Below are 22167 nucleotides of genomic sequence, written 5' to 3'. Positions count from 1 at the left end.
TCTCGTTCTGAAGGCAGCTACTGCCAGGCGTAGGCGAAGCGGTCGTCGGCGATCGAGACCCGCGCCTGGGTGATCTCGTCCTTCGCCAGCGAGCGGTTGAGGAACTCGCGCGACAGCTCGGGCAGCAGGGTGTTGGTGATGATGTTGTCGATCATGCGCCCGCCGGAATCGGGATCATTGCAGCGCGCCACGATATGGTCGACGACGGCGTCGTCGTAGCTGAACGCCGCGTCGTGGTTGTCGCGGATGCGCCGGCCGATGCGGTCGAGCTGCAGGCGGACGATGCCGGCCAGCATGTCGCCGGACAGCGGAAAATACGGGATCGAGACGATGCGGCCGAGCAAGGCCGGCGGGAACACCTTGAGCAGTTCCGGCCGCAGCAACCGTGCCAGCTCCTCGGGATCGTCGCGATACCTGGGATCGCGTGACAGGCCCATGATCAGGTCGGTACCGACATTGGTGGTGAGAATGATCAGGGTGTTCTTGAAGTCGATCTTGCGGCCGGTGCCGTCTTCCATGATGCCCTTGTCGAACACCTGGAAGAAGATCTCGTGGACGTCGGGGTGTGCCTTCTCGACCTCGTCCAGCAGGATGACGCTGTAGGGCTTGCGCCGCACCGCCTCGGTCAGCCGGCCGCCTTCGCCGTAGCCGACATAGCCGGGAGGCGCGCCCTTGAGGGTCGAGACGGTGTGGGCCTCCTGGAACTCGGACATGTTGATGGCGATCATGTTCTGCTCGCCGCCATAGAGCGCTTCGGCCAGCGCCAGCGCCGTCTCGGTCTTGCCGACACCGGAGGGGCCGGCGAGCATGAACACGCCGATCGGCTTGGAGGGATTGTCGAGTTTGGCGCGGCTGGTTTCGATGCGCTTGGCGATCATCGACAGACCGTGCGACTGGCCGACCACCCGGCGGTTGAGAATCTCCGGCAGCTTCAGCACCGTCTCGATCTCGTCGCGGACCATCCGGCCGACCGGGATGCCGGTCCAGTCGGACACCACGGACGCCACCGACTGCTCGTCGACATGGGGATAGATCATGCGGCGGTCGGGCGTGATGCCCTCCAGCGTTTCGAACTTGCCACGCAGCTCGGCGCGTCTGGCGGCGGGATCCTCGCTGTCCTTCGGATCGGCCAGGATCTCTCGCAGGCTGCGGATATCAGTGACCAGCGCCTGTTCGGTCGCCCAGTCGGCCTCGAGGCCGGCGAGCCTGGTTTTCAGTCCGGCGATATCGCCGTCGATGGCCGCGATGCGCTCGGCATCGTCGACGCCAAGGTCGCCATCGCTGACCAAGGTCGTCCGTTCGGCCTCGCGTGCCGCGATGGCAACGCGCGCATCCTCGATCAGGGCAGGCGTCGCGCTCTGGCTGATGGCCACGCGCGCTGCAGCGGTGTCGAGCAGGCTCACGGCCTTGTCCGGCAACTGGCGTGCCGGGATGTAGCGATGGGAGAGATTGACGGCGGCCACGATCGCAGCATCCGAGATGCGCACGCCGTGGTGCTTTTCCATTGGGCCGATCAGGCCGCGTAGCATGATGCAGCAGGTCTCGACGTCGGGCTCGTCGACGTTGATCGGCTGGAAGCGCCGGGTCAGCGCCGGGTCCTTTTCGATGTACTGGCGGTACTCGGCCCAGGTGGTCGCGGCGATGGTGCGCAACGTGCCGCGGGCGAGCGGCGGCTTCAGCAGGTTGGCGGCGTCGCCGGTGCCGGCCGCGCCGCCGGCGCCGATCAGGGTGTGGGCTTCGTCGATGAACAGGATGATCGGGGTCGGCGAACTCTGCACCTCGTCGATGACCGAGCGCAGCCGCTGCTCGAACTCGCCCTTCATCGAGGCGCCGGCCTGCATCAGGCCGATATCGAGCGCGCACAGACGGACGCCACGCAGCGGCGGCGGCACATCGCCAGCTGCGATGCGTTGGGCGAAGCCTTCGACCACGGCGGTCTTGCCGACGCCGGCCTCGCCGGTAAGGATCGGGTTGTTCTGGCGCCGCCGCATCAGCACGTCGATGAGCTGGCGGATCTCGTTGTCGCGGCCGAGGATCGGATCCATCTCGCCGGACTTCGCTTTCGCCGTGAGGTCCTGGGAGTAGCGGTCGAGCGGCGTCGTGCCCTTGGGGCCGGCGGCCTGCTCGGCGCCCGGGGTACCGGCGCCGGCGAGGCCTGAGCCGTCCATCGGCCGCAGATTGTCTTCCTCGGAGCCGGCCCAGATCGCGCGGTGCTCCGCCGCCAGGGCGTCGACGTTCACCTTGGCGAATTCTTGCGACAGGTGGGCGAGGGTGCGTCGCAGGTCGTTCGATTTCAGTCCGGCGACGATGAGATGACCGGTGCGGATCTGCGCTTCGCCGAAGAACAGCGTGGCGTAGTGCCAGCCGCGGTCGAGAATGTCGACGACGCCATTGGCGATGCCCGGCATGTCGGTCTCGTTCTTGCGGAAGCCGGTGATGGCGCCGGCGAGGTCGGACAGCAGGCGCGCGCGATCGAGCTTGTAGTGGTCGGCGGTGAGGCTGAGGTCGGTGCGTTCCTGCTGCAGGATGTGAAACAGCCAGTGCGCCAGCTCGACATTGCGATTGCCGGCGCTCTTGGCATGGCGCAGCGCCTGGATGAAGGCGTCGTAGCCGGCGCGGTTGAGCTTGCCGGTGACGGTTTCGAGGCTGATGTCAGTCACGGCGCCCTCCCAGAGCTGGCTTCAGCAGATCATCTGGCTTCAGCGGATCGCGGGCTTTCGCAGATTTGTCGCCGACGCCTGCCACCGATCGAAATCCGGCGGATTTCCATGACGTTGAGACGATCGGGCGGGGCGTCCGGTTCAATCGGCCGGCGTCGCCGCGCGGCGGGCCCTCAGGCGTTCCGACAGGTTGAACCTTGCATCGCAGCGGTGCTCCTCGGTTGCGGTCCAGTTGGGAGCGACCCAGGTGGTCCAGCCGAGCCGCCCGCTGCGGCCGAGCCGCACCGGCGCCACCGCGCCCGCGGGAATGGCGAGTTCCACCTCCCAGTCGAGCTCGTCACCGACGTAGAAGAACACCGCGTCCGCCAGAGGTTCCGACAGGTTGGTCGTTCCGGTCGGCAGGAATTGCTCGTACTGGACGAAATCCCGCACGAAGATGCGGATCCGGATCTTGTCCTCGACGCTGAACACCCGTGCGCCGAGCAGCAGGTCCTTGCCGAGGCCGGCGTGGCGGCGGCCGAGGCGGCTGCGATCGGCTGGCTCGAAGGCGAGCCAGGAGCCGACGAATTCGTCGATCTCGACCCGGACGTCGAACAGGCCCTGCAGCAGGCTGCCAAGCCGCGAGGCGCACTTCGCTTTGGGGGCGATCAGGCCGGCGAAGGCGAGCTTGGCCATGTCCGGCACGGTGTCGTGGTCGGCGAACACCTCGCTGCCGAGGCCGGCGACGGAGCCGATATAGGCGATGAAGCGGTCCTGGTCGGGCCGGTCGTGCTGGGCGATCGGCCGTGCATCCGCCCAGGCGCGGAAGAACAGCTGCAGAAAGCGGTTGTTGATGAGGTCGAGAAACCGCGGGAACGCGTCGTCCCGCATCAGCAGCCAGCCGAGGCTCTCATCCGTGGTGGCGAGCGGCAACGCGCCCTGCGGACCGAGCAGCCCGAGAAACTTGGTGAGAATGCGCAGCCGGCCGCCGGTGTCGTCGACCGCGCTGAGGTTGGAGGCCGGAAATTCGAGGTAGGGGTCCTGACCGAGATCAACGTATTCGTCGCGCCGCGCGGCGCTGTCGCCGATCCGCGGCCGGCCCGGATGACCGCGCTCGAGCTGGCGCAGCACGTGGAAGAAGTCGAAGCGCCACGGCTCGGCCTTCATGTCCCCGATCAGGGTCATAGCGGCCTCCGCGTGCCCATGCGGGCCGGCCAGCGCATGATCTCGCCACGCTCGGGCGTGGTGACGACGGTCTGGGTGAAATAGTTGAAGCCGGCATAGTCGGCGAAGAATCGCTCCAGCACCGCGCCCAGCAGAAACACGCCGCTGCCCTCGAACGCCTTTTCGTCGAGGACGACGGTGATCTCCTGGCCGCGCGCTGCGCCGCTGCCGGTGCGTTGGCGCACCCGCCGGACCACGGGGCGGCTGTCGACGCTGCGCACGCCACGGATCTTGCGTTCGGTGGCATCGTCGAACTGGTCGCCGAACAGCGCCAGCATCTCGCGCAGCGCGGCGGCGTTCTTGCCGGCGCCGCGCTCCACCAGGCCGAGATAGTTCAGACTGAGCATATTGATCAACCGCCAGGTGATCACGCCCATGCTGGCGATCTCGCTGCGGGTGCGCATCTGCGAGACCACCGGCTCGCGCGGCCGGGTCGGACCGGCGACGCAAACGAGATCGAGCGACGTGTCGTCGAGCAGGCGGAAGTCGGCGCCGCCCTGGCCGACCGGCAGGTGCTCGGTGAGGTGACGGTTAGAGCACAATGCGCGGACGCTGAGTTCGGCGGCCGCAGCACTGCCGCCGAGCTCGCCCGGCTCCAGCAGCGACAGGAACATGTCGGTGCCGGTGTAGTCGGAAGCGGTGCCGTAGGTCTTCTCCTCGACCGTGCGCCGGCGTGGCAGGCGGCGTACCGTGTAATACAGCCCGTCGACCGAGGTCGCGGTGCGATCGACAGCGGCGGAATAGAGCGGTCGGACCGGCAGCTTGTCCTTCTGTGCCGGGAAGTGGGCGTAGACGTCCAGGACGCGGTGCGGCTCGTATTCCAGATAACGGCTGCGGTCGGGCACCACATGGTATTCATGGGTGTTCGACTTGATGGGAATGCGGTCGCTGGTCTTCTCGAACAGGTTGATCGCAGGTGCGGTGTACAGGCTGAATGTATCGGGCCGGACGGACGCGGCGAGGCGGGAATTGTGCTCGTCGAATGCGAACACGATGTCGACCGACTTGCTGCGCAGCTTTGGCATGATGGCGCGCAGTCCGGTCAGGCTGAATCCGAGAAACTTGCGCGGGAACATGAAGTACTCCCGCAGCAGCTCGGAGCCGCGAAAAACACGGTTGTCGTTGGGAAACAGCGCCTCGTTGTCGTGGAAGCCGATCTGCTGGACGCAGTCCATGGGCGCGGCGATCACCACGGGATCGCCGAAGTCGTCGAGGAAGCGGAAATAGACGCCGGCGCCATTGGCGATCAACTGTTCGTAAAGCGCGATCGCATCGGCCTCGGCTCCGCCGAGATAGAACGGCAGCTCGGCGGTCCGGCAGCCGGCGAACCAGGTTTCGGGTTTGGCGCGGGCCTCGCTGTCCGGCATCTCCTCGTCAGGCCGCGCGGCGGTGCGATGGGTCAGCGACAGGCGCAGGCCAGCGACGACATCGCCGCCAACGGGCACGCCGAGTGCCTGCAATGCGCCGGCGGTCGAGAAATATTCGGCGCCGGTGATGTCGAACGGCCACAGCACGATGTCGCGGCACAGCCGGAAGCGGCAGGCGAGGCTGCGCTCGCGCTCGCGGTACGAAGCATCGAAGTAGGCGCCGCGCGCAATCCGGCGGCCGTCGCGCAGCGCCGCGTCGGCGAACGGCGGCAATGCCCTGACCAGCATCGCCGATGGCGTCGGCGCGAGATAGTTGGGAACGAGCTGCTCGAGCAGGTTGGCCGTGAACTCGGGAAACTCGTGCTTGAGCTTGAGCTGAACGCGGGCGGCAAGAAAGGCCGCCCCCTCCAGCAGCCCCGTGATCATCGGATCGGAGCGGTCGCGGATCAGGCCGCCGAGACGCTCGGCGATGCCGGGATATTGCTCGGCGAAGTCGCCGGCCTGCTCGTAGAGCAGCGACAGTTCGCGGTTGTAGAAGTCGAGAAATTCACGATTCATGGCTCGCGTCCTGCATCCGGCCTAGCGTCCTGGTTCGCAACTACGCAGCATGTGCGGCTGTCTCTGCACGCGTTCGCGAGCCATCAGGGCCCTAGAGCCGGTTGACCTGGATATCGCCGCTGTCGAGATCGACGTCGGCGATGAATTCGACGGGGACGTTCAGCGGTTCGCAATGCAGGTCCGCATTGACCAGGAAACGCAGCTTGAGCTGCTCGGTGCCAATGGCGCTGTCGCGGCGGACGCGAATGCTGCGGCGGTCTAGCCGCGGCTCGTAGATCATCAGGACGCGGCGCAGCTCCTCGCTGAGCTCGTTGTCGGTGACCTCGTCGATCGAATGATGGGCGATGTCCGGGAAGCCATAGTTCAGAATCGAGGTCCGCACGCAGTCGCGGCCGGTCAGATCCTGGGTCGATTCCAGAGCGATGGTGTTGAGCAGGGATTCGAGATCGCGCGCGACCTCGCGTCGCAGCAGCGCCTCCGAGATGGGAAAGCGGCCGGCCGTGCGGCGTCCGGCGATGACCCGCTCGCCGAACTCGTCGCGCAGGTCGAGCTTCCTGCGGGCGTCGCGGGCGGCGTGGGCGGCACGGAACGCAAGCATCAATGGCGGGCTCAGCCGGTCCTTCTTTGGAGTGATCGGCACCTCAGGTCCCCTGTGGATGCCAGAGCGAAAGCGGCGGAGGAATACCGGTTCGCGTCCGGGATGCATCGTCCTTGCGTTGTCGCGCCCGGCGGGCGGCGGAGCGCCGGACGGCGCTCTGCGTGGTCGGAACGCCTGGAGCCGCATCCGGACGGGGAGGCGGCTCCAGCGTGGGTGATGCCGTCAACCCCATTCCTTGTTGGCGGCGATGTCCCAGCCGAAGGTCGGCGACGCGCCTGCGGCGCCCTTGGACGTCTGGGAGGTGTACTGCACCTTGAACTTGCGGAAGTTCAGGCTGACGTTCTCGACCAGCCGCTCGTCACCATGGGATCCACCGGTCGAGACGCTGCTGACAATGATCTCGTTCATGTAGATCTTCATGTACTCGAGCGGATTTTCGCCAGCCTTGCGCACCGTCAGCAGACCGCTGTCGATGTGCGTGCCCTTGGCGCAGGCCTGGAACAGGTCGCTGGTGGACTTGTCCACCCAGTGAGTGAAGTGCAGGTCCTGCACGCTCACCTTGCCGGCGCCGCCGCCGGAGCCGCTGTGGAAGGAGCCGGTCTGGCTTTCTCCAAACGACCAACTGAGGATGTCTATCTCCTCCTTGTGTTTGGAGTCTTCGGACTCGCCCTTGATCTTGTCGAGCTTCAGGAAGATATCGACGGACATAAGACGTTACCTTTCAATGCGCGATGGGTTTGGTGGTCGTACTCTACGCCCCTTAAGTGCTCGGCCCCGGCAGCCGGGAAACAAGACTCAAGCCCACGTCCATTGCCTCCAGCTGAAAGTGGGGGCGGAGGAAGAAGCGGGCGTTGTAGTAGCCCGGGTTCTCCTCATTTGCGATGACCTCGACCTTGGCGGCGGCCAGAGGCTTGCGGGCCTTCTGGGCTTCCGACGACATGGCCGGATTGGCATCGACATATTCGTTGATCCAGGTCTGCAGCCAGACCGTCAGCTCGTCCTTCTCCTTCATCGAACCGATCTTGTCGCGCACCATGCACTTGAGGTAGTGCGCAAAGCGCGAGACCGCGAACATGTAAGGCAGGCGCGACGACAGGTTATCGGAGGCGGTGGCGTCGACGCCCTTTTCGCCAAAATACTTCTTCGGCTTATAGAGCGACTGCGCACCAATGAACGCCGCCTTGTCGGTGTTCTTGCGATGGATCAGCGGAATCAGGCCGGCCTTGGCGAGTTCGTGCTCGCGGCGATCGCTGATGGCAATCTCGGTCGGGCATTTGAGATCGACGCCGCCGTCATCAGTCGGGAAGGTATGGGTCGGCAGGTTGATGACCTCGCCACCCGACTGAACGCCGCGAATGCGGGTACACCAGCCAAATTCCTTGAAGGCGCGGTTGATGTTGGCGGCCATGGCGTAGGAGGCGTTGATCCAGCCATACTTGTCGCCGGTATGGCCGTCGGTTTCCTCCTCGAAGGCAAATTCCTCGACCGGCTCTGACTTGGCGCCATAGGGCAGGCGACCGAGAACGCGCGGCATGCACAGGCCGACATAGCGGGAGTCGTCCTGGTCACGCAGGCCTTTCCAGGCCGCGTATTCAGGCGTGTCGAACACCTTGCCGATGTCGCGAGGGTTGGAGAGTTCTGTCCACGAGTCCATGCCCATCAGGGTGGGTTCCGCGCCGGCGAAGAACGGCGCGTGGGCGGCGCCGGCGATCTTGCTGAGATCGCGCAGCAGCTGCACGTCGGTCGGCACGTGGCTGAAATAGTAGTCGCCGATCAGGCAGCCGAACGGCTCGCCGCCGAGCTGGCCGAATTCATACTCGTAGACCTGCTTGAACAGCGGGCTCTGGTCCCAGCGGGCATCCGGATAGAGGCGCAGGTTACGATAGAGTTCGTTCTTGGAGACGTTCATCACCCGGATCTTGAGGGTGGCGTCGGTCTCGGAATTGAACACCAGATAGTGCAGGCCGCGCCAGGCGCTCTCGATGGCCTGGAACTCCGGCGCGTGCAGGATCTCGTTCATCTGCGCCGAGAGCTTCTGGTCGATCCGGGCAATCATCTCCTCGATGGTGTCGAGGACATCGGACTTGATGACCGTCGTGTCCTTCAGCGCCTCGCGCACGAGGGTCGATACGGCGTTCTCGACCTCGGTCGCCGCGCGTTCGGTGCGCGGCTTGAAGCTCTGCTTCAGCAGGCTCGAGAATTCGTCGGCCTCGACGGTCCCGACCTGGGCAGCGGTCTCTTTCTGGATTGCGTCTTTTGCCATGGTCCCCGTTCCCTTGTCCTACTGCTCGCTGTCCGGATCGCCTGTCCTGGTGGAGGCGCGCTCCTGCAGTGCAGCCATCAGCTGTGGATCGTTGAGAAGCTTCTTGAGCTGGTCTTCGGCGGCGACCTTGCCGTCCATGTAGCGCAGCAGGTTCGCGAGCTGTTCGCGGGCTTCCAGCAGTTTCGCCGTCGCCGGGACCTGCCGCGCGACGGCGACGGGCGAGAAGTCGGCGATCTTGTCGAAGCGCAGGTTGACGGACATCTTCTCGTTCCCTTCGCCGTCGCCGAGGCGGTTGGCGACGCGCATGGTCACGCCGGGCTGGATCGCCGCCATGCGGTTGTCGAAGTTGTCCATGTCGAATTCCAGGAACTTGCGCTCCTCCACCTTTGCCTTCTCGACGCCGGCATTGTTGCCGGAGAGATCCGACAGAACGCCCATGACGAACGGCAGCTCGACCAGCCGCTCGGCGTCATAAGGGTCTTCGTAGGTGATGTGCACGCGCGGTGCGCGGTTTCGCCGGATGAATTTCTGACCGCTGTCCGTTGCCATTGTTCGCCCTCGTCATGAAACGGCTGTCATCAGGTCTGCCGCACCGCGCGCCGACAGCGAGATGTCGGCAAGGCATTGAAGGTGAAGGTTCTTGAGGTTCTGGAGGCCGCGGCCGGCCAGGCTGTTTGCGTTTGTCCTCGTTAGTCAGTCCGACCCGGAGGCGGGTTCAATTCGACCGGTCGATCGTCTTGAGCGCGCCTTCGGGCAACACGTCGTGGAGCAGGCTGAGGAAATCGCGCTGCGCGAGGTCGCGCGCACGATCGATCAAAAACGGGATCGGGCTCGATGGCTCTGCGGTGCGGAAGAACGTCGCCACCTGGCCGAGCAGCGCGAGCGCCTGCGCACGGTTTTCGACCAAAAACGCGGCGTTTTGGGCTTCGGCTCCGCTTTCCGGCGGGGGCGCGGCGTCGCTCTCGGTGACAAGCGACGCCATCCGCTCAATCGGCAGGTCGAACACCTTGTCGCGCCCGATGTTGATTGCGGCGCTCTCGACAAAGGACGGCACGAGGATGCGCATTACCTCGATGAACGACTTGCCGACCATCTCCTCGGCCTGGCGCACCAGCAGCAGCGCCGGATTGGACGGCTCGGCACGGGCGAAATAGCCGCCGGCGGCGGCGAGCGCGGCGGCGGCCGCGGCCGTCGATGCCACGACGCCGGCCGTCACGGGGAAGGCGGTGGCATCACCGGCCGCGGTGTCGGCATCCGCAGCCGCGGCGGGAACCGCGAGGCCGGGGTCGCGTGCAGCGACCAGGCCCCCCAGCCAGTTAGTGATCCCGTTGACCACGCCGGAGAGCTTTTCCAGGCTGAGCGGCTGGCCGCCATTGAGACGGCCGTGCCATGCACTCTTGATCCCGGCGAGGGTTGCGGCAAGTTCGGTGAAACGGGCGCTGATATCCTTGAGGGTATCGAGGTCCGTCTCAGCGACGATGCGCTCGATGGTCCCGATGTCCGGGCTGTCGGTGTCGCTGCCCGCCTGGATTTCGCCCTTGGCAATCTGGTAGGCGCGATAGTTCAGCACGCCATGGCGGCGGTTTTCGATCAGTGGAAGGAACTGGAGGGGGTTGATGACGGTCGGGAACACGTCGATTGCCTCGATCGTCACCGCGCGGAAGGCGTAGTCGCCATCCTCGCTGCGTGGATGGACTGCGTCCCACTGCGCCTGCAGCAAAAACGCGATGGCTTTCAGGCAGTTGGAAAAGCCGATGAGGTCGCGGTTGAGGATCGAGAATTTGGCCAGCAGGACCAGCAGGCGGAGATCGCGGGTGCGCGCCAGCAGCGGTTTGGCCGCGGCGAACTGGGCGGCGAAGTCGACCGATTTGGGGTCGAAGCGCGTCCGCTCGCCATTGGCGTTGACGACGTCGAAATAAGACATCGGCAACAGCGATTCCGCACCTGCGAAAAAGTTGAGGTATTGCGGATCGCCGGAGACGTCGAGATCCGGCCCGCAAGGATCGTTCTCGGACAGCGGTTGTGTCAGGGAAGCGACGTCGAGCATTGCCAGATGTCCCGCCACAGGACCCGCGTTTGGCGCACAGCTGCCGGGGTTGCTCCGCGGCGCGCTGGCGAGTTCGAGGTCCGAACGACTGTAGGTCAGCAGCCCGGCCGTTCAGGTTCACCAATTATTCCGGGTTCCCGACATTTCCGCGTGAACCGGCAAGCCCTTGAGGTCGACTTAACAAGTGGCCGGGACGGGTTTTGGGGCGCGCGTACGGGTGCATCAAGAGCCGGCCGGGCGGCGACTGCCGGCTTCGGGCCATTCATGGACGTTGGCCGGCGCATCGTTCGGGATCTCTGCGCAATCTGCATGACGGCACGCCCGGCCGTACGCCGGCGACGCTATGGGAGTTCGACCCTCACATGGGCCAGGCACTTACCCAGGACACCCGTCTCTGCGAGTTGACGACGCCTCTCGGCAAGGACGTGCTGGTGTTCATCCGCCTCGATGGTTCCGAGGGCCTCAGCGAGTTGTTCGAATACCGCATCGAATGTCTCAGCGAGGAGGCCGATCTCGATTTCGACAAGGCGATCGGCCAGCAATGTACCCTCAAGATCAAGCTGCATGACAAGGTCCGGGAGTTCAGCGGCATCCTTGTCGAGGCGCAGTGGCTCGGTGTCAGGGACGACTACTTTCGTTATCGCATCGTGCTGCGGCCGTGGCTGTGGCTGCTGTCACGCACCACCGATTGCCGCATCTTCCAGGACAAGAAGGCGCCGGACATCATCAAGGAGGTGTTCAACGAACGCGGCTTCACGGATTACGAGTCCAAACTGACCGAGGAGGGGTCGTGCCCCACGCTCGAGTACTGCGTGCAGTATCGCGAGACTGACATGAACTTCGTCTGCCGGCTGATGGAGCAGCACGGCATCTATTATTTCTTCAAGCACGAGGGCGGCAAGCACACCCTGGTGCTCGCGGATTCCAGGTCGTCCCACACCCCGATCGACGGTCTCGCCTCCATCCCCTACATCCCGCTCGCCGGCGCCGACCGGCGCAATGAGCAGCATATCTACGAGTGGGTGTCCGAACGGCGCTTCCGCACCGGCAAGGTGGAGCTGAACGACTACAACTATCAGAAGCCGAACGCCCAGATGACCAGCGATGCCAAGGGCTCGGAGCACTACACGCGCGCGGAGATGGAGTTCTACGACTATCCCGGCAAGTACAAGGAGAAGTCGGACGGCGAGCGCTATGCCAAGGTCCAGTTGCAGTCCGAGCAGGCGCTCGACCGCCGCCGTCATGGCAACGGCGATGCCGTCAACCTGTTTCCAGGCGGCCTGACGAAGCTCGAGAAGCACAGCAAGGACGCCCAGAACGTCGAGTACCTGGTGGTCCGCGCGACCCACTCGTTCGAGCTCGAGGCCTACCGGTCAGGCGGGCGCAACGAGGCCGGGCGCCATGTCTATTTCGGCGCCTACGAATTCCTGCCGAGCGACCGTCCGTTCCGCGCCCCGATCCTGACCCCCAAGCCGCGGATCCACGGCATCCAGACCGCCAAGGTGGTCACCAAGGACGACAATTCAAGCGAGGAGATCGACGTCGAGCAACTCGGCGAGATCTATGTGCGCTTCTTCTGGGACCGCAAGAAGATGCGCTCCTGCAAGCTTCGGGTGGCACAGGTGTGGTCCGGCAAGCGCTGGGGCGGGCAGATCATCCCGCGGGTCGGGCAGGAGGTGGTGGTCGAGTTCCTCGAAGGCGATCCCGATCGTCCGCTGGTTATCGGCACCGTCTACAACGACGAGTACAAGCTGCCTTACGACCTGCCGTCGAAGAAGACCATTGCCGGCCTCAAGTCCGACTCCACCAAGGGCGGCGGCGGTTACAACGAGTGGAATTTCGAGGACAAGAAGGGCTCCGAGCAGATCGGCGTTCATGCCGAGCGGGACCTCGATGTGGTCGTTCGCAACGTCGAGACGCGCACCATCGGTGAGGCCTTCGTCGCCGGCGACTCCCGGCAGACCACGCTCAAGAGCGGCAATGACAAGCTCGACATCGAACTGGGCGGCCAGCACGTCACGCTGGCGATGGATCAATCGGTCCAAGCGGGGATGACCATCAGCCTGACCGCGAATGTCATGATCTCGCTGCAGGTCGGCGCCAGCTCGATTACGCTGACCCCGGCCGCCATCATCATCGACTCTCCGATCATTACCGCCACCGCGACGGGACCGATGATGTTGACGGGGACGCCGGTGAATGTGGGCGTGCCGGTCATGACGCACGTGCCGATCCCGTTACCGGCATAGCGGCTGGGGCCCCCAATGATCCAGGTTCGCTTCAGCACCGTACAGGATCTGTTCGAAGCTTATCCGACGGCAAGGGCCGACGTCGGCCCTGCCGATCCCGGAGTGCCGTCACTGGATTTCCTGCGGCAGCGGAGCGAGGCCCGCGAGTGGCGCGCTGCGGTGTCGTTCTGCGCTTACCTGTTGCCGCGGCGGGTCGCAGTCGTCTGGGGCTGCCGTTCGGTGCGGCGCATGATGGAGCGCTTTGAGCCGGCGGACGACCGCGCCATCGCCTATGCCGAAGCCTGGGTCGCCGAGCCGGACGAACGCACGCGCAGCAAGGCGCTGGCGATCGGCAACGTCAACGACCACGAAGCGCCGGCCACCTGGCTGGCGCTGGCGGCAGGGTGGTCGGGCGGCAGCGTGATGCCGGCGGAATTCGATCCGGTCGAGGCGCGGCCGGAGCAGACGGCGAGGGCGGTCCGGGCCGCGCTCCTGATTGGATTGTGTCGGCTGGGACGCGATGTGAGGGACCGCATCATGACGATTTGCCTGGAGGATGGTATTCAACTTGGGCGCGGCGAGCTGCGTGCGCTGCGCTAGCGAGGCAGCCCGATGGTGCTCCGCTTTCATATCGAAAACGAGCCGACCTTGCCGGATGGCGGGCCCGTGTCGTTTACGGTCACCGGCAAGCGTTCGGTGGACATCGGCCGTGACCGTCATCTCGACTGGACGTTGCCGGACCAGGCGCGGTTGATTTCGGGCAAGCACTGCGAGATCCACTACCGCGATGGCGGCTACTGGCTGCACGACGTCTCCACCAACGGCACGTTCATCAACGGCGCGGATCAGCGCATGCGCGGGCCGCACCGGCTGCGCGGTGGCGACCGTCTGGTGATCGGCCATTACATCATTGGTGTGGAACTCGATGGCGACGACCCGGCCGGTGGCCTGGAGGCGCGTGAGGCCGCCGCGCCGCCCGCCGCCGAATATGGCGACCTCTGGATCAACGACCGCGAGCCACCGCCGCCGATCGATCCGCAGCAGCTGCGCACGCCAAAGGAGGCCGCGCGCCCGGTCAATCCGGAGTTTCTCGACTGGGCCGCGAGCGTTCCCGAGCCCGAGGTCGACCGCCACGCGCGGCGGGCGCCGACATATGACAAGGGCGACGACAACATGGGGTGGGCCCGCGGCGCACGCGCGGCACCGATGCCCGCCGAGCCGCCGCCGGCGGTGCCATCGCCGCGCCGGCCGGTGTGGAACGACGAGACCGCGCCGGCCTGGGACGATCACCGTGCGGTCAACGCTCCGCCGCCACAGCCCGTCGAGCCTCCTCCGGCTGCGCCGCTTGCTCCGCCGGTCGTCGATGCGTCGCGACCACCGCCGGCGCCAGCGTCACCGTTGTCCGCGCCAGCCGAGCGGGGCGGCGACGCCGCGGCATTCGCGCGCCTGCTGGCGCAGGCGGCCGGGGTGCCGGAAAGCCTGTTCGCCGGCAAGAGCGAGGCGGAGCTCGCCGCACAGCTCGGCGTCATCCTGCGCATCACCGTGGAGAACCTGATGGCGCTGCTGCAGGCCCGTCATCAGGCCAAGCAGATGACGCGCAGCACCAGCCAGACCACCATCCAGGCGATCGAGAACAACCCGCTGAAATTCTCGCCGACGCCCGAGGATGCCCTGCGCATCCTGTTTGGGCCGCCGACCCGCAGCTATCTCGATGCGCAGAATGCGTTCCAGCAGGGTTTTGCCGATCTCAAATCGCACCAGCTCAAGACCTACATGGCCATGCAGCATGCGGTCGCCCGGCTGATCGAGGGGATCGATCCGGCCACGATCGAGCGTGACGTATCCGGTGACAATGGCGGCGGAGGCTCGTCCTGGTTCGGCGCCAACAAGGGCAAGCTGTGGGACGCCTTCGTGCTGCGCTGGAAATCCCATCTCGGCCGCGACAGCAACGCGCCGATCGACGCCTTCATGCTGCACTTTGCCGATTACTACGACCGCCCGGACAAGGGCGGTGCGAAATAACCGTCTCCGGCGCCGCGCGTGCGGCCGCCGCCATGCCGTTGTCGAAGTGGATGTCGAATGTCCTGGTACAGCAAGGTCTTCTGGTCTGAAGGTCTGTTTCTGCGGCCGCATCACCTGCAGCAGAACGACCGCTATGTCGAGCACCTGCTCGAGAAGCGCGTCCGTCATGTGACGCCCTATCCCTGGGGCTTTGCCGAGCTCGAGATCGACCACGACCTGACCCAGCAGAGCAAGTTCGCCGTGCGCCGCGCGGCCGGCGTCATGCCCGACGGCACGCCGTTCGACATGCCGGCTGACGGTCCGATCCCCGAGGCGATCGACATTCCCGACACGGCGGCCGGCCAGATCGTGTGGCTGATGATGCCGGTGGCGGCGCCGAACACCCGCGAGGTCGACGAGAGCAGCGCCGACAGCGCCAGCCGCTACGTTCGTGCCGCGGAGACCTTCATCGATTCCACCTCGGCGCTGCGCATCGAGGAAGAGATCGACATCGCCTATCCCAGGTTGTCCTTCGAGCTGCGCAAGACGGCGAAGCCGGGCTACATGGGGCTCGGTATCGCGCGCATTCTCGAGGTGCGCGACAAGAGCGTGCTGTTCGACGACAAGTTCGTGCCGCCGATGCTGGTCTGCGCCGGCCATCCGGTGATCGACGGCTGGCTCAACCGCATCATCGGCTGGATCGAGACCAAGCTCGACGAGCTGTCGCGCTATGCGGTCGACCCATCGTCGGGCGGCGGCCTGCAGAGCGTCGATTACCTCGTGCTGCAGCTTCTCAATCGCGAGATCCCGGTGCTGACCCATTTCCAGCGTTCGGGCAGTGTCCATCCCGAACGGCTGTACGAGGAACTGCTGCGGCTCGCCGGCGAGCTCGCGACCTTCGCCACCGCCGAGCGGCGCGCCCGCAACTACCCGGCCTACGATCACGACGACCTGGAGAACGTGTTCACGCCGCTGGTGCGCGACATCCAGGATTTCCTCAGCGCTCGGCTCGGGCGTCGCGCCATTCGCCTGGAGATCATCGAGCGGGCGCAGAACGCGTTTGTGTCGCCGATCCGCGATCGCTCGCTGTTCCGCAATGCGACGCTGGTCCTGGAGGTCGCGGCGCGGCGACCGCTGGTCGAGATCCAGAACGATTTCCCGCACCTGTTCAAGGTCGGGCCGAACACCAAGATGAACGAGATCGTGCATGCCAACCTGCCGGGGCTGACGCTGGTGCACCTGCCGACGCCTCCGCCGCACATCCGCGCCATCACCGACCACGTCTATTTCTATCTCGACCGCAAGTCGCCGCTGTGGCCCGAGTTCAGCAGCGCGGCGTCGATCGGGATGCATTTCTCCGGTGACTGGCCGGAGCTCGAGCTGCACCTCTGGGCTATCCTGGAAGATCGGCCATGAGCGACAAGGACAAACCGGTCAATCCGTTCGGGCGTGGGGAACGGACCATCATCCGCCCCAACCCGGGCGGACGGCTGCCGCAGGGGCCGGCGCCATCGCCTTATCCGCCGCCGCCCGCGGCCGAGCCATCGGCATCCCAGCCAGCCGCCCGCCCGGCCCATGCTCCCGTGCCGACGCCGGCAGCGCCCGCGACGCAGTCCTACGCACCGCCGCCGCAGGGCGCCGGATATGCCGCAGCTCCCACCAGTCCGCCCCCCGAGGACTGGATCTCCACACCGGCACAGGCGCGGGCACAACAGCCGGCGCTGCCGCCGGGGCCGCCGCTGCGGGTCGACGATCTCGTGGCGCCGAACGCCAATCCGGTGATGCGCGCGGCCGGACCGCTGCTGCAACTGCTGGGGCGGCTGCGGGTCGCGCTGATGAGGGCCTCGTTCGCGAGCCTGATGGAGCAGGTCGCCGACGCCATCAAGTTCTTCGAGACCGATATCCGTTCGGCTGGCATCTCAGAACATCAGGCCAACACCGCCAAATACATCCTCTGCGCCACTGCCGACGACATCGTCCAGCACATCCCGACGGAAGACCGCCATGTCTGGGCGCAGTACTCGATGCTCAGCCGTTTCTTCGGCGAGCGCATCGGCGGCGTGCGGTTTTTCGAAATCCTCGATCACCTCAAGGCCGATCCGCTGACCAACTATCCGGTGCTGGAGCTGCAGCACGCCTGTCTCGCGCTGGGATTCCAGGGCATGCACCGGACGTCGCCGAACGGCCTCGCCAGCCTGCCGCTGATCCAGCGCAACCTCTACGAGACGCTGCGCCGCGTCCGGCCCAAGGTGGCGAGCGATCTGTCCCCGCACTGGCGCGGCCAGGCGCTCGCCAACCGACGTCAGCGCATCCGCGTGCCGGTGTGGATGGTCGCCGCGGTAACAGCGGCGCTGCTGACCGGCGGCTATTTCACGCTGCGCACGCTGCTCGCCAGCCGTGCGGAAAATGCGGCCGAAGTCGCGCTCGGCCTGCATCCGGCCGATGCGATCGAACTCAAGCGGCGGGTGATCGCACCGCCGCCTCCGCCGCCACCCCCGCCGCCGCCGGACCGCATCACCCAGTTGCAGCGCATCCGCAACGCGCTGGCCCTGGAGAAGACGGCGTGCGCCATGACGGCGGACCAGACCGCGAGCTTCATTGTCATCCGCGTCTGCGACCTCGCGCTGTTCCAGCCGGGGCAGGCCACCATTCTCGATGGCTTCAAGCCGATCGCGCTCCGCGTCGCCGCGACCCTCGACAAGGAGCCGGGGCATATCCGTATCGTCGGTCACACGGACAGTTCGCCGATCCGCAATGTCCGCTTCCCGTCGAATTTCGAACTGTCGGTGGAGCGCGCCAAGGCCGTGGCGGTAGCCCTGAAGCCGGGGCTGACCGATCCGGCGCGGGTCGACATCGAAGGCAAGGGTCCAGACGCCCCGATCGCCAGCAACGCCACGCCCGACGGGCGCGCCAGGAACCGGCGGGTCGAGATCTTCATCGAACGCAGCGAGTAGGGCGGCAGCTCCGCCGAACGGTTTGTTACAGGTAGTGCAGATGCTTCGCAAGGACATCATCCGGATCATCCTCTACGGCGTCGGCCTCGGCTCGCTCGCCTCCGTGATCTACTTCGCCGGGCCGTTTATTGCTTTCGGCGAGTGGCGGCCGCTCGAAAACCATATCATTCGCGAAATCGCGATCGTGCTGCTGGTGGCAGGCGTCGCGAGTTTCGGCGGCTTCAGCCTGCTCAGGCGGCGCAAGAGCGCCGCGCAGATCGCCGAAGGCATCAGTGCCGCCGACCAGCCGGTGAGCGACGAGCCGGTGCTCAAGGAGCGGATGAAGGACGCGCTCGCGACCCTGAAGACCGCGAGCGGCAACAAGGCGGGCTATCTTTACGACCTGCCGTGGTATGTCATCATCGGTCCGCCGGGGGCGGGCAAGACCACGGCCCTGGTCAATTCCGGGCTCAAGTTCCCGCTGGCGCGCGGTGCGACGCCGGCAGCGATCGCCGGTGTCGGCGGCACGCGCTATTGCGACTGGTGGTTCACCGAGGAGGCAGTGCTGATCGACACTGCCGGGCGCTACACCACCCAGGATTCGGACGCCAAGGCAGACAAGCAGAGCTGGTTCTCGTTTCTCGACATCCTCAAGAAGAACCGCTCGCGCCAGCCGATCAACGGCGTCATCGTCGCCATCAGCCTCGAGGATGTCATCACGTTGCCGAAGGCCGAGCTTGCCGCGCATGCGGATGCCATCCGCATGCGCCTGCTGGAGCTGCACCAGCGCCTCAAGGTCAGTTTTCCGGTCTATGCGCTGTTCACCAAGGCCGATCTCGTCGCCGGGTTCTCCGAGTATTTCAGCTATCTCAACGAGGCCGGACGGCGGCAGGTGTGGGGCGCCACCTTCCAGACCGCCGACAAAGCCAAGAACCTCGTGGGGCAGGTGCCCGTCGAGTTCGATCGCCTGCTGGAGCGCCTGAGCGAGGACACCCTCGATCGCCTGCAGGACGAGCCGACACCGCAATACCGCGTGCAGCTGTTCGGTTTCCCGGCGCAGATGGCGCGGCTCAAGCCGCAGATCCACGATTTCCTCAACCAGATCTTCGAGCCGACCCGCTATCACGTCAACGCCAACCTGCGCGGCTTCTATTTCACGTCCGGCACACAGCAGGGCACGCCGATCGACCAGCTCATCGGCTCGCTGGCGCGCACCTTCGGCGCCGAGGAGGTCAATGCCGGCGCCTATTCCGGCACCGGCAAGAGCTATTTCCTCACCGATCTGATCTCCAAGGTGATCATCGGCGAGGCCGACTGGGTGTCGACCGATCGCGCGGCGGTGCGGCGGGCGCTGATCCTCAAGACCGCAGCGTTGTCGCTGATCGGCGTGGTGGCAATCGGCCTGATTGCGGTCTGGCTGACCAGCTACAAGCGCAATTCCGACCTGATCGAGCAGAGCCTGCAGACCGACAGCGACTATGCCGCCGCAGGCGGACCGCTGATCAAGCAGACGCTGATCGCCGATCGCGACCTCGACAAGGTGCTGCCGCTGCTCTATCGCCTGCGCAATGCGCCCGCCGGCTACGGCGCGCGCGACGCCGCCGTGCCGCTCTCGGCGCGCTGGGGCCTTAGTCAGCACGATCGGTTGCTGTCGGCGTCGAACGCGGCCTATCACACCGCACTGGAGCGGCTGTTCCGGCCGCGCCTGCTGTACCGCCTGGAAGAACAGCTCAACGCGCGGTTGGCCGAGCCGGCTTTCGTCTACGAGGCGCTCAAGGTCTATCTCATGGTGGGTGGCCTGCAGCCGCCGGACCGTGAACTGATCCGCTCCTGGATGCAGCGCGACTGGGCCGACAATCTCTATCCCGGCGCCACCAATGCCGAGGGGCGCAGGCTGCTCGATGAGAACCTGACCGCGATGTTCGATCTGGAGAGCGAGCAGCCGCCGCTGGTCGAACTCGACGGCCGGCTGATCAAGGAAGCGCAGAACGCGCTGGCTCGCCTCAGCGTGGCGCAGCGGGCCTACGAGTTCCTGAAGTCGGAAGCGCGCAGCTCGACGGCGGGCGACTGGATCGCCGCGCGGCGGGGCGGGCCGGATGTCGCCGCGGTGTTCGAGACCGCATCGGGCAAGCCGCTGGATACGCTGCGGGTGCCGGAATTCTTTACCTACAATGGTTTTCATCAGAAGTTCATCGCCCGGCTGCCCGGCCTTGCGGAGCGCATGAAGAAGGAGCGCTGGGTGCTCGGTGACGCCGGCCAGCAGGCAGCCATCGACCAGCAGTACGACAATCTCGCCAATGACCTGCTCGCGGCCTACAGCACCGACTTCGTGGCGGCCTGGCGCGCGGTGCTCGGCGATCTCAGGCTGAAGAAGCTGCTTGCCGACAAGCCGAAATACGAAGCCTTGCGGGCGCTGTCCGCGCCGACGTCGCCGATGCGGCAACTGCTGGAATCGATCCGGGACGAGACCCAGCTCACCAAGGAACGCGCCAGGCCGGCCAATGCAACGCCATCCGCGCCGCCGACAGCTCCGGCTCCGGTGCTGTTCACCAATGCCCAGGATGGTTCGCCGGGCGCGCGGATCGAGGAGCAGTTCAAGCCGTATCACGCGGTGCTCGAGGGTGACGCCACCCGCCGGCCGATCGACTCGACCGTGGCCATTCTCAACGACGTGGCGCAGAACCTGACCCTGATGCTGGAGAGCCCGCAGCTTGCGGCGCAGGCGACCTCGACCTTGCAGAACGATGTCGCAGCGCTACGCAACACCGCCTCGCGCCTGCCGCCGCCGTTCTCCGACATGATGCGCGGCGCCGCCGCGGAATTCGAAGGCAACATCGCCGCATCGACCGCCGGGCAGATCCTGCAGTCGCTGCGCGACCAGGTCACGCCGGTGTGCCAGCAGACGGTGACCAACCGATATCCGTTCGTGCGTGGCAGCAACCAGGAGGTGCCGCTTGCCGATTTCGCCAAGCTGTTCAGCCCGAACGGCGTCATGGACAAGTTCTTCACCCAGTATCTCGCACCCTATGCCGATACATCGCGCTCCGACTGGAACTGGCGCAAGGAGAGCCCGGTCAGCCGCTCGTTCTCGCCGGACACGCTCAAGCAGTTCCAGAACGCCGCGTATATCCGCGACGCCTTTTTCCAGAGTGGCGGCGGCGTGCCGATGGTCTCGCTGGCGGTGCGGCCGCCGGGTGCGGCCGGGCCGGGCGTGGCGATCAAGACCGAGATCGGCGGCACCACCATCAACAGCCCGGTGACGCCGGCACCGGCGGCGCCATCGATGTTCGGCGCGCCAACCCCACCGCCGCCACCACCGCCGCCGCAGAGCAATCCGCCGGTGACCGTGCAGTGGCCTGGTGCGTCGCCACGGACCGCGATCTCGGTCAGCAACGAGACCGGGCAGCCATCGGTGCTGGAGCGGATCGGGCCGTGGTCGCTGTTCCGCATGCTGGAGGCCGGCTCGCTGTCAGCCAAGGCCGAGACAGCGAATGCGACTTTCATCGTCGCCGGGCGTGAGCTCAGCTACCAGATCTCGACCGGCTCGGTGCGCAATCCTCTCAACCTCACGGTGCTGCGCGAATTCCGCTGCCCGACCGGGATATGACCATGCGATGTGGCCTGTTCGGCAAGCTCGGCGCCAAACGCGATTTCATCGCGGTGGCGACGCCACGCGCGTTTCTCGAGGTGTGGGAGCCCTGGCTGCAGGCCTCGCTGTCGGCGAGCCGCCATCAGCTCGGCGAGCGCTGGCAGCAGGCGTTCCTGACCGCGCCGGTGTGGCGGTTCTGGCTCGGCGGCGCGATCTGCGGCACGACGGTCGTCGGCGCGCTGATGCCTTCGCTCGATGGCGTCGGACGCTACTATCCGCTGACGCTGCATGCGGTCGCGGACGACGGCGCACCGCTGCCGCCGCCACAGGTGGATCCGCTGGACGGCTGGTTCGCGCAAGGCGAAGCCTTCCTGCTTGGCACCCTCGACCGCGATGCCGGCTTCGAGCAGGTCGCCGCCGCGCTCGACGGTCTCGCCGTGCCGCGCGCCCAGGCCCGCGAGACCGCGGGCGGCGCCATCGTGCGGCTTGGCGAAGTCATGACGGGGACGATCGCCGCGCAGGAGTCGTTCGCAGCCGCCTTCGCGACGCTGACCATGGCCTCGCCGGAGGTCTATGCCGCGGCGAGCTTCTGGTGGACCGGAGGAGGCGGCAACTTTCCGCCGCTGGCGTTGAGCTGCCGCGGCCTGCCTGATCCGTTCCGCTATTCCACACTGCTGACCGGCGATCTCGGCCGGGGGCCTGCCGAGCAAGGATAAGAGG

15 protein-coding genes are annotated in these 22167 nt (G+C 66.1%); 7 read left to right on the top strand and 8 right to left on the bottom strand.

Annotation, left to right across the window (positions count from 1 at the left end; genetic code table 11):
- Window positions 1-17: 17 nt before the first annotated feature.
- The 8 genes from tssH to JQ639_RS01615 form a co-directional block, all read right to left on the bottom strand.
- Window positions 18-2660: a type VI secretion system ATPase TssH gene (tssH, locus tag JQ639_RS01650; protein WP_211969768.1), complete on the bottom strand. Its 2643-nt coding sequence runs from the start codon at window positions 2658-2660 to the stop codon at window positions 18-20.
- A 141-nt stretch (window positions 2661-2801) separates the two neighbouring features.
- A complete protein-coding gene (gene tssG / locus JQ639_RS01645) occupies window positions 2802-3857 on the bottom strand; it encodes a type VI secretion system baseplate subunit TssG (RefSeq protein WP_211969885.1) in 1056 nt (351 codons plus the stop codon).
- Window positions 3821-5788 carry a type VI secretion system baseplate subunit TssF gene (gene tssF / locus JQ639_RS01640; RefSeq protein ID WP_211969769.1) on the bottom strand — a complete coding sequence of 656 codons (1968 nt, stop codon included), beginning with the start codon at window positions 5786-5788 and terminating at the stop codon, window positions 3821-3823. Before tssF ends, tssG begins: the two co-directional genes overlap by 37 nt.
- Window positions 5789-5879: 91 nt before the next feature.
- Window positions 5880-6386 (bottom strand): type VI secretion system baseplate subunit TssE, encoded by a 507-nt coding sequence (tssE, locus tag JQ639_RS01635; RefSeq protein WP_211969886.1) that lies wholly within the window; start codon window positions 6384-6386, stop codon window positions 5880-5882.
- 222 nt (window positions 6387-6608) lie between these two features.
- Window positions 6609-7094: an Hcp family type VI secretion system effector gene (locus tag JQ639_RS01630; RefSeq protein WP_211969770.1), complete on the bottom strand. Its 486-nt coding sequence runs from the start codon at window positions 7092-7094 to the stop codon at window positions 6609-6611.
- A gap of 52 nt (window positions 7095-7146) precedes the next feature.
- Window positions 7147-8649 (bottom strand): type VI secretion system contractile sheath large subunit, encoded by a 1503-nt coding sequence (gene tssC / locus JQ639_RS01625; protein ID WP_211969771.1) that lies wholly within the window; start codon window positions 8647-8649, stop codon window positions 7147-7149.
- Window positions 8650-8667: 18 nt separating this feature from the next.
- A complete protein-coding gene (tssB, locus tag JQ639_RS01620) occupies window positions 8668-9198 on the bottom strand; it encodes a type VI secretion system contractile sheath small subunit (RefSeq protein WP_211969772.1) in 531 nt (176 codons plus the stop codon).
- Window positions 9199-9364: 166 nt separating this feature from the next.
- On the bottom strand, window positions 9365-10696 hold the full coding sequence (locus JQ639_RS01615) for a type VI secretion system protein TssA (RefSeq protein WP_211969773.1): 1332 nt from the start codon (window positions 10694-10696) through the stop codon (window positions 9365-9367).
- Between the two features lie 362 nt (window positions 10697-11058).
- Here JQ639_RS01615 and JQ639_RS01610 point away from each other — a divergent pair, with 362 nt between their 5' ends.
- Genes JQ639_RS01610 through tagF form a run of 7 tightly spaced genes read left to right on the top strand, consistent with a single transcriptional unit; the run spans window position 11059 to window position 22163 of the window.
- A complete protein-coding gene (locus tag JQ639_RS01610) occupies window positions 11059-12945 on the top strand; it encodes a type VI secretion system Vgr family protein (protein ID WP_211969774.1) in 1887 nt (628 codons plus the stop codon).
- A 15-nt stretch (window positions 12946-12960) separates the two neighbouring features.
- Window positions 12961-13524, top strand: a complete 564-nt coding sequence (locus tag JQ639_RS01605; RefSeq protein ID WP_211969775.1) for a DUF6931 family protein — start codon at window positions 12961-12963, stop codon at window positions 13522-13524.
- Window positions 13525-13536: 12 nt separating this feature from the next.
- Window positions 13537-14946: a type VI secretion system-associated FHA domain protein TagH gene (gene tagH / locus JQ639_RS01600; protein WP_211969776.1), complete on the top strand. Its 1410-nt coding sequence runs from the start codon at window positions 13537-13539 to the stop codon at window positions 14944-14946.
- A 57-nt stretch (window positions 14947-15003) separates the two neighbouring features.
- Entirely contained in the window at window positions 15004-16341 is a 1338-nt protein-coding gene (tssK, locus tag JQ639_RS01595) for a type VI secretion system baseplate subunit TssK (RefSeq protein ID WP_211969777.1), read from the top strand.
- Window positions 16338-17879, top strand: a complete 1542-nt coding sequence (gene tssL / locus JQ639_RS01590) for a type VI secretion system protein TssL, long form (protein WP_211969778.1) — start codon at window positions 16338-16340, stop codon at window positions 17877-17879. Before tssK ends, tssL begins: the two co-directional genes overlap by 4 nt.
- A 40-nt stretch (window positions 17880-17919) precedes the next feature.
- Window positions 17920-21465 (top strand): type VI secretion system membrane subunit TssM, encoded by a 3546-nt coding sequence (gene tssM, locus JQ639_RS01585; protein ID WP_211969779.1) that lies wholly within the window; start codon window positions 17920-17922, stop codon window positions 21463-21465.
- Window positions 21462-22163 (top strand): type VI secretion system-associated protein TagF, encoded by a 702-nt coding sequence (gene tagF / locus JQ639_RS01580; RefSeq protein ID WP_211969780.1) that lies wholly within the window; start codon window positions 21462-21464, stop codon window positions 22161-22163. Before tssM ends, tagF begins: the two co-directional genes overlap by 4 nt.
- Window positions 22164-22167 lie beyond the last annotated feature (4 nt).

The sequence above is a fragment of the Bradyrhizobium sp. U87765 SZCCT0048 genome (assembly GCF_018131225.1).
GTDB lineage: Bacteria > Pseudomonadota > Alphaproteobacteria > Rhizobiales > Xanthobacteraceae > Bradyrhizobium_A.
This window is presented reverse-complemented; position numbering and strand designations above follow the sequence as displayed.

Excerpts from the sequence above, each read along its gene's own strand:
- tssF (WP_211969769.1), bottom strand. The coding sequence starts at position 5,788 with ATGAATCGTGAATTTCTCGACTTCTACAACCGCGAACTGTCGCTGCTC.
- tssE (WP_211969886.1), bottom strand. The coding sequence starts at position 6,386 with ATGCTTGCGTTCCGTGCCGCCCACGCCGCCCGCGACGCCCGCAGGAAG.
- JQ639_RS01630 (WP_211969770.1), bottom strand. The coding sequence starts at position 7,094 with ATGTCCGTCGATATCTTCCTGAAGCTCGACAAGATCAAGGGCGAGTCC.
- tssC (WP_211969771.1), bottom strand. The coding sequence starts at position 8,649 with ATGGCAAAAGACGCAATCCAGAAAGAGACCGCTGCCCAGGTCGGGACC.
- tssB (WP_211969772.1), bottom strand. The coding sequence starts at position 9,198 with ATGGCAACGGACAGCGGTCAGAAATTCATCCGGCGAAACCGCGCACCG.
- JQ639_RS01615 (WP_211969773.1), bottom strand. The coding sequence starts at position 10,696 with ATGCTCGACGTCGCTTCCCTGACACAACCGCTGTCCGAGAACGATCCT.
- JQ639_RS01610 (WP_211969774.1), top strand. The coding sequence starts at position 11,059 with ATGGGCCAGGCACTTACCCAGGACACCCGTCTCTGCGAGTTGACGACG.
- JQ639_RS01605 (WP_211969775.1), top strand. The coding sequence starts at position 12,961 with ATGATCCAGGTTCGCTTCAGCACCGTACAGGATCTGTTCGAAGCTTAT.
- tagH (WP_211969776.1), top strand. The coding sequence starts at position 13,537 with ATGGTGCTCCGCTTTCATATCGAAAACGAGCCGACCTTGCCGGATGGC.
- tssK (WP_211969777.1), top strand. The coding sequence starts at position 15,004 with ATGTCCTGGTACAGCAAGGTCTTCTGGTCTGAAGGTCTGTTTCTGCGG.
- tssL (WP_211969778.1), top strand. The coding sequence starts at position 16,338 with ATGAGCGACAAGGACAAACCGGTCAATCCGTTCGGGCGTGGGGAACGG.
- tssM (WP_211969779.1), top strand. The coding sequence starts at position 17,920 with ATGCTTCGCAAGGACATCATCCGGATCATCCTCTACGGCGTCGGCCTC.
- tagF (WP_211969780.1), top strand. The coding sequence starts at position 21,462 with ATGACCATGCGATGTGGCCTGTTCGGCAAGCTCGGCGCCAAACGCGAT.